We start from the raw sequence: 12,210 nt of genomic DNA on the forward strand, positions 1-12,210 counted from the left end.
TAGCAATTAGGTTTGATAATTAGTTTATAACAATTTTAAGTGGGATTGGCTATATGAGTATTTATCAATGTTAAATTAAGAAGTATGTCGAATACGCGGATTAATAAGACCATACAAAATATCAATAAATAAACTAACCAAAATCAGGGCGGTGGCGACCAATAAAATACCGTTTTGCACAATAGGATAATCACGAGTGAAAAAACCATCGAGCAGCCAATTACCAACACCTGGCCAACTAAAGATAGTCTCAGTAATAATAGCCCCCGCGAGCAAGGTCGCCATTTGTAAACCAATCACCGTCACCACAGTTATCAGGGCATTGCGCATGACGTGTACCAATATCACGCGGCGCGGCGATAGGCCTTTGGCGCGCGCTGTACGCACGTAGTCCTCATCTAACACCTCTAGCATCGCCGAGCGTGTCATCCGTGCAATCATTGCGAGTGGTATGGTCGATAAGGCAATAGACGGTAGGATAAAGTGTTTCACCACATCCCAAAATGCGCCAGGTTCTCCTGATGTTAAAGAGCCAAGTAGCCATGATCCATATAAAGGTTTGACGTCTAAAAACTGCGCGACAGATATGACACCAGCGACGGGCAACAGGCCGAGATAATGGGCGAATATACCAGTCAGGATAGGCCCCAATAAATAGATGGGCATAGAGTAGCCAGCCAGCGCCCCTGACATTAGAGTGTAGTCAATCCATGTACCACGTCGTAGCGCGGCAAAGATACCTAGGCTCACACCGACAACACTGGCAATGACAATGGCACACAACGCCAGCTCTAAGGTTGGTACAAAATGCGCAAAGAAGTCTTGTAATACGGGAGTACGAGTACGAAAGGATTGACCAAAATCACCGGTCAATATTCCGGTTAAGTAATCCCAATATTGGACAATGAGGGGTTTGTCTAAGCCAAGTCTTTCTAACGCTCGAGCATGTAGCTCTGGATCGACCATACGCTCACCCATCATAATCTCGACAGCATCTCCAGGGACGAGCCGAATTAGGGTAAATGTCGATAGCGTTAAGCCAAGATAGACAGGAATTAGAATGGCAATGCGACGCAAAATATAAAGTAGCATGGGCTGCTCAATTCAATAGTTGTGGTTCAATCGTTTGAGATCGATGAGTAGAATGTTGGCAGAGATGAGAGAGTCGGTGACAAAATGCTTAAAAAATGCTTAATAAGTGCTTAACTCATATAAATATGGCTGGAGCAGAGTGTCTGACCCAGCCGAATATAAATTAAACAATCATGCATGTCTTACCGGACGTCATCAGCTCAGGTTATTCAACCTTTACACCATCGAAGCGTATTGAGCCAAGCGGACTAATTTTATAATCGACGACGTTTGGTGCGGTGAATACCGTGACCACCGAATGCGCCATTGTCGTCCAAGGCAATTGCTCTTTGAATATCTGCTGAGCTTGTACATAGTCGTTGACGCGCTCATCTTGATTGGTAATCTGACGGGCGTTAGTCACCAAAGTGTCAAAGTCTTTATTACACCAGCGTGAGTAGTTATTGCCACCGACCGCATCACAAGATAGCAACGTACCAAGCCAGTTATCAGGATCCCCATTATCACCAGTCCAGCCTGCTAGAATGACATCAGGCTCACCTTTAGCAGCGCGGTTTAGATACTCGCCCCATTCATACGTCACAAGCTTGGTATCGACACCAATTTTCGCCCAATCTGCTTGTAGCATTTCAGCCATGAGTTTGGCATTAGGATTGTATGGGCGTTGAACGGGCATATACCATAGATTAATGGCAAGTTTGTCCGCGCCTGCTTCTTTTATAAGGGACTTGGCTTTTTCCACATCATAAGGCGCATCTTTGATAGATTTGTCGTAACCCCATTGTGTGGGCGGCATTGGATTGGTGGCTTTTAATCCTTCGCTTTGATAAACCGCATTGATAATAGCGTCTTTATTAATTGCCATGTCTAATGCTTGGCGAACCTTAAGGTCGCTAAGCTTCGGTTTTTCAACGTTATATCCGACATAACCGACGTTAAAGCCGGGTTGATCGAGAACGGTGGCCTTACCAGATTTTTTAACAGAGTCAATTTCGGCAGGTTTTGGATAAGCGGACACATGACATTCGCCTGCTTGCACTTTTTGGGCACGAACTGCTGAATCTTTGGTGATGACAAAGACTAGATTATCAATATGAATATCATCTTTGTTCCAGTAGTCTGGATTTTTGGTATAACGAATTTGCGCGTCTTTTTGATAAGAAGTAAATACGAAAGGTCCTGTACCCACAGGTTTGGTGTTGATATCAGCAGCATTACCAGAAGCCATTAACTTTTCTGCATACTCAGCAGAATCGATATAAGCGAAGGGCATCGCTAGGTTCTGTAAAAATGGTGCATTGGTTTCGCTTAGGGTGATTTTGACGGTAGAGTCATCAACCTTTTCGATATTGGAGATAATATCAGGTAGCCCCATGCCGACCGAATAGGGGAACTCAGCAGGATAGGCTTTATTAAATTCAAACTCTGGATTGGTGATACGCTCTAGGGTAAAGACAATGTCATCTGCGTTGAAATCACGGGTTGGGGTAAAGTAATCGGTCTTACCATATTTAACCCCTTTACGTAGGTTAAAGGTATAAGTCTTGCCGTCTTCACTAATATCCCAGCTTTCGGCTAAGGCTGGCTGAATCTCAGTACCATCTCTTTTGAACTCCACTAAGCCGTTGTAGATGGGAAAGGCGCTCGCATCAAAATCGGTACCTGCAGTGTATTGTGCTGGATCGAATCCAGCCGGACTACCTTCTGAGCAATAAAGTAAGGTTTTGGCTGCTTTAGCATCTGAGCTGGCAGCAGAGTCATCGGTGGTTTTGTTGTCGCCGCTACAGGCACTGATGCCTAGAATAACTGTCGCCAACATCGTCAGTTTGAAGAGTGATTTTTGCATTATTACATCCTATGTAATGATAAATAGTCGCCAATATATTTATAAGATCGTTTTTGAACTATAAATATAATGAGCGTGCTTTTAATTCCCTTTAAAGCAATTGTTTATATCGTGTTTCTAATATGCAAAATAAAAAATATTTTAGGTTGTATTAACCATTATTCAGATTTGCAAAAAATACCGATATAAATAAGTGGTTTAAATATACTCTGTTCAACAGTGGTAATGCAAGACATTCGTAAGCTAATTTGATAGAAAACGTTCTGTTTTACTATCTTTATTGCCGAATTTGTTAGAGTTTCTCCTTATTTTAGAAATGCTGATAAAAATAACCACGAAAAAATAAGGGTTAAAATTTTAGATAATTCGCTTATTTTTATTTTATTGAATATAAAGTTTTAATATATAAGCTTCTTAAATAAAAATACTAATTATAAGACGCATATCTTCCCATGTTTTATGGCGTGATTCGTTCGATATGACCGTGATTTGCTTTAATAAGGTCTGCGAGTTTTTCAGCAATCATAATCGTTGGCGCATTGGTATTACCGCTGATTAAAGTCGGCATGATTGAGGCATCGATGACCCTTAATCCATTTACACCGCGTACTTTTAATTGCAAATCGACCACTGAATCGCTGTCTGAGCCCATACGGCAAGTGCCGACAGGATGATAAATGGTATCTGACTTGTTGCGGATATAGCCGAGCATACCGTCTTTTTCGATATAGGGAGCAGGGTAGTCTTCAGTAATATATTTGGCGATGGGTGATTCTTGCATGATGGCGCGCGTACGCTCCGCGCCTGCAATCATATATTCCACATCTTTTGGGTGCGAGAGGTAGTTTGGATCAATCAATACCGCGTCTGAGGGGTCGGCGGAGTCCAGTCTGACCGTACCGCGGCTTTCAGGGCGTAGGTAGCAACTGTGACAAGAGACCGCAAAGCCACGTCTGAGATCACGACCGTGCTCAATCACGCGGGATATGACAAAGTGCAGTTGGGTATTTGGCCACTCTTTTGGATCATCACCGACACTAAAGAACGCGCCCGCTTCAGCATAGTTGGTAGACAAGAGGCCTGTACCATCCTTTCTCCACTGCCGAATACTTTTGGTTAATGTCGAAATCGTCGCCATACCAATACCGATGACGTCAGTGGTATTGACCTCGTAATCAAAAACGACGTCCAAATGATCTTGTAGATTACCACCAACATCGGGCGCATCTACCACGACGTCGATGCCATGCGATTGTAGATGCTCAGCAGGTCCAATACCTGATAACATCAGGACTTTGGGTGAGCCAAAAGTGCCTCCAGATAATATCACTTCATGACGCGCCATAACCGCATGCTCGACGCCATCTTTTTCATAAGCGACACCAACGGCTTGTTTGTCTTCAAAGATGACGCGGTTGGCTTGGGCGTGGGTGATGACGGTCAGATTTGATCGGTTTTGTACTGGATGTAGATAAGCCGCCGCCGCAGAGCAGCGTTGACCTTGTTTTTCGCCATGAAAATGGGTGACTTGATATAGCCCTGTACCGTCTTGCTTTTCGCCATTAAAATCTTGATTATGATCTAAACCATTGGTGATGGCGGCTTCTACGAATGCTTTGGAGATATCACGTGGACTCAGTAAGTCACTTACATGCAGCGGTCCGCTATCACCATGTAGCTCGCCGCTACCATGAATATTATTTTCTGCTTTGATAAAGTAGGGCAGTACATCATCAAATCCCCAGCCAGTACAGCCTTGTTCTACCCAACGTTCATAATCGAGCGCACTACCACGCGTATAAATCATGGCATTGATAGCGGATGAACCGCCTAAGCATTGACCACGTGGTTGGAAGCCACGGCGGTCATTCAGGTGCGTCTGCGGCGTGGTGTGAAAGCACCAATTATTCAGTTTCAGTGGCTTGCCTGGCACCATCAAAATCAGTCCAGCAGGGACACGGACAGCAAGGTCTTTGCCTTCACCGCCATATTCTAATAAGCAGACACTAATGTCTGGGTTTTCTGTTAATCGGCTAGCAAGTACGCAGCCAGCTGAACCACCACCAACGATGACGTAATCAAATTTTTTATCAAATTCCATTTTACATTCCTTCTAGCATCCATGCTGAGTAAAACGTGCTCGTTAAAACGCGTTTATTGAAATAGGGTACGCATTACAGTATCTATTATTTTGCTTGAATAATAAAATAAAAATGACTAAGGGGTGTTTATCGATCAACATATGGCATGGCAAAACAATACTAGGTCGTTAAAACGCTGGTGGATGCTATTTAAACTTATACAGCACATATCTCTGAACGTACGATAAAGCGCTTACCTTCTGGTATTTCAAGCGAAAAACTGGCTCCGCGTCCATCGACCACATCTATCGTTAGATCGGTATGTTGCCAGAGCTTATGCTGAGCTTTACCCATATAAAATGGACAGCCAACCAGCTCACCGATGAGTACGTCTTGTCCGCCTACTTTAAATTCGCCCAATGGATAACACATGGGTGAACTGCCATCGCAGCAGCCGCCTGATTGATGAAACATCAGCTCACCGTGCTTAGATTTTAGTAAGTCGATTAATGCTTTGCAGGACTCTGTCGCTGTGACGTTCATAATGATTTCCTTATCGTTAGACCCGAACGGATATCTTTCATAATCATACTGAGTAGAAAATAAAGGGTCGCATCATATTCACTCACATCATTTATCATATGTGGTTGAAAACGATACGACCCTTTACTGATGATTACTCTAGACAGTCATTGAGACGGTGTTACGAGTCTCAAAATGTCATAAAACATGTGGCTACATAATTGTTGCTACAGACTATAGTCAATGACAATGCGACCTTCGATTTTGCCATCACGCATACGATCAAAGATATCATTGATATTTTCTAGTGGCTCAGCGGCAACGGTGGCTTTTACTTTGCCTGCTGCTGCCATGTCTAGCGACTCTTGCAAGTCGAGACGCGTACCAACGATTGAGCCACGAATGGTAATACCGTTTAAAACAGTATCAAAAATGGATACTGGGAATTCGCCCGTTGGTAGACCATTACAGACTAAAGTACCACCGCGTCGTAACATGCCTAATGCTTGATCAAAGGCTTTTGAAGATACTGCTGTCACGAGCGCACCGTGAGCACCGCCGATTTCTTTTTGTAGATATTCAGCAGGGTCAGTATTTTTCGCATTAACAGTGACTTTGGCACCCAGTTTTTTAGCGAATGCCAGTTTTTCGTCATCAATATCTACAGCAGCAACGTTCAATCCCATCGCAATGGCATACTGAACTGCCATATGTCCCAAACCGCCGATACCTGAAATGACAACCCAATCGCCTGGCTTGGTGTCGGTCATTTTAAGACCTTTGTAGACCGTGACACCTGCACATAACACTGGTGCAATTTCAATAGAGTCAACGCTTTCAGGAATGATGCCGACATAGTTGGCATCTGCTAGTACATATTCTGCAAAGCTGCCGTTTACCGAGTAACCAGAGTTTTGTTGGCTTTCGCATAAAGTTTCCCAACCACCTAAGCAATGGGTACAGTGGCCACAAGCAGAGTAGAGCCAAGGGATACCGACTCGGTCGCCTTCTTTGACATGATGCACATTGTCACCAACGGCGGTGATAAGACCAACGCCTTCGTGGCCTGGGATAAACGGTGGGCTAGGTTTGACTGGCCAATCGCCCTCAATGGCATGCAAATCGGTATGACAGACACCTGATGCCTGCATTTTTACGACGATTTGACCAGCACCTGCGGTTGGAATATCTACTTCTTCAATTTCTAAGGGTTGTCCGAATTCATGCAGCACGGCCGCTTTCATTTTATTACTCACGTTGTAACTCCTTGTCATCGTTCTTTACATTAAGATGCTCGGCGAGCATCGAGGTCGCACTTTACGCTTTTGCCATAAAGTGCTTTGAAAAACAGAATTAAAAGAAGCCCATTGCTTTAGGACTATAAGAGACCAGCATGTTTTTGGTTTGTTGATAATGATCAAGCATCATCAGATGGTTCTCACGGCCGATGCCAGACTGCTTATACCCACCAAACGCAGAATGCGCAGGATAGAGATGATAGCAATTTGTCCAAACGCGACCGGCTTTAATGCCACGACCGAAACGATAAGCACGAGTACCGTTACGCGTCCAGACACCAGCACCAAGACCGTATAAAGTATCGTTGGCAAGCGCCATCGCTTCTTCATCGTCTTTAAACGTGGTGACAGCAAGCACAGGACCAAAGATTTCTTCTTGGAACACGCGCATATCATTCGTGCCTTCAAAGATAGTCGGCTGCACATAATAACCGTTTGCCATATCGCCATCATGCTTGGCAAGTTCACCACCGACCAAGACTTTTGCACCTTCTTTTTTACCAATATCAAGATAAGATAGGATTTTTTCTAACTGATCTGAGCTGGCTTGCGCGCCAATCATAGTATCAGTATCGAGCGGGTTGCCCATTTTGATAGCTTTTACGCGAGCGATACAGCGTTTCATAAATTCATCATAGATGCTTTCGTGTACGAGCGCGCGTGATGGGCAAGTACAAACTTCACCTTGGTTTAGCGCAAACATCACCAAGCCTTCAACCGCTTTATCTAAGAAGTCATCGTCTTCATCCATGATATCAGCAAAGAAGATATTTGGGCTTTTGCCGCCCAGCTCTAGCGTTACTGGAATGATATTTTCACTGGCGTATTGCATAATCAAGCGACCAGTGGTGGTCTCACCCGTAAAGGATACTTTATCGATACGTGGGTTAGAAGCGATTGGCTTACCGGCTTCTACACCAAAGCCGTTAATGACGTTTAGTACGCCTTTCGGTAAAATATCCGCCGCGCCTATGATGTCAAGCATGTATAAAACAGACGCAGGGGTTTGCTCAGCAGGCTTTAGGACGATACAGTTACCCGCAGCTAGGGCTGGGGCAATTTTCCAAATCGCCATTAGAATAGGAAAGTTCCAAGGAATAATTTGACCGACGACGCCAAGCGGCTCATGAAAATGATAGGCGACGGTATCTTCATCAATTTGACTGATACCCCCTTCTTGTGCGCGGATAACGCCCGCAAAATAACGCAAATGGTCGATGGCGATCGGGATATCAGCGGCGAGGGTTTCGCGAACTGGTTTACCGTTTTCATAACTTTCGGCGATAGCGATTGCCTCTAAATTGGCTTCGATACCGTCAGCAAGTTTGAGCAACATATTAGAGCGTTCGGTGACACTGGTTTTGCCCCATGCGTCTTTTGCCGCATGAGCGGCATCTAGCGCCGCTTCGACATCGGCAGCTTTAGAGCGCGCAATCTGACAGAAGGTTTTACCATCGATTGGACTTGAGTTGTCAAAGTATTCACCATCGATTGGTGCGACCCACTCACCATTGATGAAGTTGTCATATTTTTTGCGGAATTGAACAGGACTATTTTCAGTATTGGGATAGGCGTATAACATTAACGACTCCTTGTTGTGTATTATGGCTATTTAAGAACAAACGACTTAAGCATAAATATTTGGCCATCCTGACCAAGCTATGACCCTATCGTACTGAGCTTTAGCGATGAGCGATAATGACTTTTTATAATGATATATTTCGTATCGTATAACTTTAAGTTATGTGGCTTATCAGGGTTAAAGTCGTCCGCGAAACGGATGTAGCTGTTATAATTGTTGGCAGCTTTTTCTCTTATTATTTGCTCTTAAGCTGTTTTTCTTATTACTATTAACTTAATTGGTTTAGATATATGCGTCAATCTTCTGCTCTTGATATCTTAAAAACGGGTCAAAATGTCTTTTTGACTGGCTCAGCAGGTTCAGGTAAGACTTATACTCTCAATCAATATATCGACTACCTGCGCGCGCGCCGTGTGCCTGTCGCCGTCACTGCGAGTACCGGTATTGCTGCCACACACATGAATGGCACAACGATTCATAGCTGGTCCGGCATCGGTATCAAAGATGAGTTAAGCGACCGCGACTTGACCACTTTATCACGCAAGCAGTTTTTGGCAGACCGACTAAAAGACACCGCGGTATTGGTCATTGATGAGATATCGATGTTGCATGCTAAGCAGCTCAATTTGGTCAGCCAAGTACTCAAGCATGTCCGTAAAAATGACAAAGCCTTTGGTGGTATTCAAGTGGTCGTGGCGGGCGATTTTTTTCAGCTGCCGCCGATTGGTAGTAAGGGTGAAACCAACCGTGAAAAATTTGCCTTTATGTCTGAAGCGTGGCTTGATGCCAAGTTCCATATTTGCTATCTGTCTGAGCAACATAGGCAGGTTAGTGAAGCGGCTAATGGCGGGCTTGATTTGGACGATATCCTCAACCAAATTCGTCGTCAGGAAGTCACTTTTGAATCGATTGCCGCGCTGGAGGCGACTTTTGACCAAAATGTCGATATCAAACGTACTCGTCTTTATACCCATAATCTCAACGTTAATAGCATCAATGATAAAGAACTTGCTGCGCTAGATGGTGAGATGATGCGTTTTGAAGCCACCTCTACTGGTGATAGTAAGCTGGTTGAGACGCTCAAAAAAACGGTACGTACCCAAGATGATTTGGTATTAAAAGTCGGTGCCAAGGTGATGTTTATTAAAAACAATACCGAACTTGGCGTGTCCAACGGTACGATGGGTGAACTAATTGGCTTTGCCGCTGTTAAAATCGATGATAGCAAAGACAGCAGTAATGATTTAATCGAAGACGATGACGACAGTGCTGAAAGTGAGACTGATAAGAATGTAAAAGGCAAAAGTAAAAAAGCCATAAAAGAGAAACCCAAAGCCAAAAAGCCAACGACGCAAAAAATGCCCGTGGTTCGGCTCAATTCAGGGCGTGAAGTTGTCGCTGAGCCTGAAGAATGGATCATCGAAGATGAGACAGGAGATGTGCTGGCAAGCTATGAGCAAGTGCCGCTTTGTCTGGCATGGGCGATTACCATTCATAAGTCACAAGGCATGACCCTCGATGCTGCTGAGATTGATTTATCGCGCACCTTTGAACTTGGACAAGGTTATGTGGCATTGTCACGGTTAAAGTCGCTGGCAGGTTTGCAGCTGCTCGGTATGAACGACATGAGTTTGCAGCTTGATCCGCTAGCACGCGGCGCGGACAAACGGTTTTTGGTGCTGTCAGAAGAAGCTGATGCCAATTATTCGATGCTTGATGAAGAGAGCATGACGCAGGCACATGAGAAATTTGTTTTAAAATCGGGCGGTACGCTGAGTAAATCAGTGATTGATGCTTATGCCACTTTGCAAAAAAAGCGCCGCGAGCAACAACAAGCGCAAATAGACAAAAAACAGAAACTGGGCAATCAAGTTTCTGATAAGTCTGACAGTACCTTGCTTGCGACCAGAGTGTTGCTAGAAGAAAGCTTGTCGATTGCAGAAATCTCGCAAGCCCGTCAGCTGTCACAATCAACGATTATGCGTCATATTGCAGACCTAAAATCTCAAGATCCAAGCCTCGCTTGTGATCATTTGCGGCCAGAGGATGAGGTGATGACGGCGGTTGGTAATGCCTACGTCGCGATTAAAGTCGCCAATAATCCAAATGATTTCAATGATGATGGCAGTATTAAATTGCGTCCAATATTCGATCATCTTAAGCAAAGTATTGATTACAATGCCATTCGTTTGGCACTGATTTTTATAACGCCCTAATACTGAATGGCGTCTTGATACTGAGTATGACAATTCAGGGTTCAAGCATTCACCAAAGCCATTTAGCTGTTATATAACAATCCTTAGAGCCGATTAACAACTTGTTGGTTTTATTTCATTGTAGCGCTGCCTTTATAGCGCTCAATTTTTTATCCCTTTATAGCGATATCCTTTTATGCCTGATTTTTCGAGCGCCACTTATCAATTAACGTCTGACCCAGTAGCAGCAGCGGCGTTTCATGCATCTAGTGAGCACACACAGCCACTGAGGGTTGCTATCAATGGTTTTGGACGTATAGGGCGCAATGTGTTGCGGGCATTGTTAGAGCGCTTTGAGGTATTAGGCCGTGCGATCCATGTCGTGGCAATTAATGATTTAGCCCTAGCGGATATTTTGCTGCATTTATTAAAGTTTGACAGCACGCATGGTCGCCTAAGTCGCCTTGGGGTCAGTGCTGATATTGTGACGAGTAGCAACGATGAAGCGAGCGATGACGGTAACAATAATAGCGCCACACAGCTTTGTCTGACAAAAAACAATTATACCTACTGTATCAATTTATTCTCAGAATCTAACCCTGTGCAGTTGCCTTGGCAGGCGCTGGGTGTCGATGTGGTGCTAGAGTGTACCGGACATTTTCGCTCTTATGAGCAAGCACAACTGCACATAGAGGCTGGCGCGCAGCAGGTGATTATCGGTGCCGCGCCATTTGATGATGTCGATGCTTGTATCGTTATGGGCGTTAATACTGATGAGCTAACACGTGAGTTGCCGATTATATCGAGCGTTTCTTGTACCACGCAGGCATTGGTTCCTTTGATTGCGACGCTTGATACCGCATTTGGGGTAAAGTCAGCGATGATGACGGAGATTCATGCGGTTACCGCTGATCAGACAGTGCTCGATCAAGCGCACCGTGACCCAAGACGCGCACGAGCTTCTGGTTATAATATTATCCCAACCACCTCTAGCAGTATCGCGGCGACAGAGCGTGTGCTACCTGCTATGGTAGGCAAGATAAATGGGCATTCGATACGCGTACCTACCATTGATGTCGCAGCGATTGATGTGACTTTTGTTTTTGATACGCCCGATGTGTCTGTCGAGGCAGTCCGCGAGGCACTCAAATCTGCCAGTCAGGCACATTTACGTGACATCATGGCTTATACGGATGAGCCATTGGTATCCAGTGATTTTATCCATCAGACTGAGTCTTTGATCATTGATGGTCAGCAGCTCATGCAAGTGGGTAGCCAGTACAAGGTTTTTGCATGGTATGACAACGAATGGGGTTATGCCAATAGACTGCTAGATATGTGTCTACATCTGGCTTCTCATAAAAAAGTTATCGTCAATTCTCTATAATAGAGTGACCGCGCTAACCTCGCTGCAAGTATCCTATATACCTCTGCATGCAGTTGCCTTGACTCTCTTTTAAACTGAATCAACGATAGCATCAAAATAATTTAAATTCGTTCAATTAATTGCTTGCATTCTTATGTTATATCGCTATAATAACGCACAAATGGAGACGTGGCAGAGTGGTTGAATGCACCGGTCTTGAAAACCGAC

The 12,210-nt window shown here is 44.4% G+C and carries 8 protein-coding genes and 1 tRNA gene (1 of these 9 only partly in view); 3 read left to right on the forward strand and 6 right to left on the reverse strand.

The window, feature by feature from the left end:
• Nucleotides 1–75: 75 nt before the first annotated feature.
• From I3252_RS11780 to I3252_RS11805, 6 genes are all read right to left on the reverse strand, one after another.
• Nucleotides 76–1,092, reverse strand: coding sequence for an ABC transporter permease subunit (locus tag I3252_RS11780; protein WP_045453107.1), 1,017 nt, complete (start codon nucleotides 1,090–1,092; stop codon nucleotides 76–78).
• Between the two features lie 205 nt (nucleotides 1,093–1,297).
• On the reverse strand, nucleotides 1,298–2,938 hold the full coding sequence (locus I3252_RS11785; protein ID WP_238035326.1) for an ABC transporter substrate-binding protein: 1,641 nt from the start codon (nucleotides 2,936–2,938) through the stop codon (nucleotides 1,298–1,300).
• A gap of 457 nt (nucleotides 2,939–3,395) precedes the next feature.
• Entirely contained in the window at nucleotides 3,396–5,039 is a 1,644-nt protein-coding gene (locus tag I3252_RS11790; protein ID WP_238035327.1) for a GMC family oxidoreductase N-terminal domain-containing protein, read from the reverse strand.
• A gap of 196 nt (nucleotides 5,040–5,235) precedes the next feature.
• On the reverse strand, nucleotides 5,236–5,562 hold the full coding sequence (locus tag I3252_RS11795) for a DUF779 domain-containing protein (protein ID WP_060491624.1): 327 nt from the start codon (nucleotides 5,560–5,562) through the stop codon (nucleotides 5,236–5,238).
• 206 nt (nucleotides 5,563–5,768) lie between these two features.
• Nucleotides 5,769–6,797, reverse strand: a complete 1,029-nt coding sequence (gene adhP, locus I3252_RS11800) for an alcohol dehydrogenase AdhP (protein WP_201502665.1) — start codon at nucleotides 6,795–6,797, stop codon at nucleotides 5,769–5,771.
• A gap of 97 nt (nucleotides 6,798–6,894) precedes the next feature.
• Entirely contained in the window at nucleotides 6,895–8,421 is a 1,527-nt protein-coding gene (locus tag I3252_RS11805; RefSeq protein WP_238035328.1) for an aldehyde dehydrogenase family protein, read from the reverse strand.
• 290 nt (nucleotides 8,422–8,711) lie between these two features.
• On the opposite strand from I3252_RS11805, the gene I3252_RS11810 reads away from it, so the two are divergent.
• From I3252_RS11810 to I3252_RS11820, 3 genes are all read left to right on the forward strand, one after another.
• Entirely contained in the window at nucleotides 8,712–10,637 is a 1,926-nt protein-coding gene (locus tag I3252_RS11810; RefSeq protein ID WP_238035329.1) for an AAA family ATPase, read from the forward strand.
• Nucleotides 10,638–10,812: 175 nt separating this feature from the next.
• Nucleotides 10,813–12,003 carry a glyceraldehyde 3-phosphate dehydrogenase NAD-binding domain-containing protein gene (locus I3252_RS11815; RefSeq protein ID WP_238035330.1) on the forward strand — a complete coding sequence of 397 codons (1,191 nt, stop codon included), beginning with the start codon at nucleotides 10,813–10,815 and terminating at the stop codon, nucleotides 12,001–12,003.
• Between the two features lie 162 nt (nucleotides 12,004–12,165).
• Nucleotides 12,166–12,210, forward strand: a tRNA-Ser gene (locus I3252_RS11820) (it continues 146 nt past the right edge of the window).

Source organism: Psychrobacter sp. Ps4, from assembly GCF_022129285.1.
In the GTDB taxonomy this organism is placed as follows: domain Bacteria; phylum Pseudomonadota; class Gammaproteobacteria; order Pseudomonadales; family Moraxellaceae; genus Psychrobacter; species Psychrobacter immobilis_A.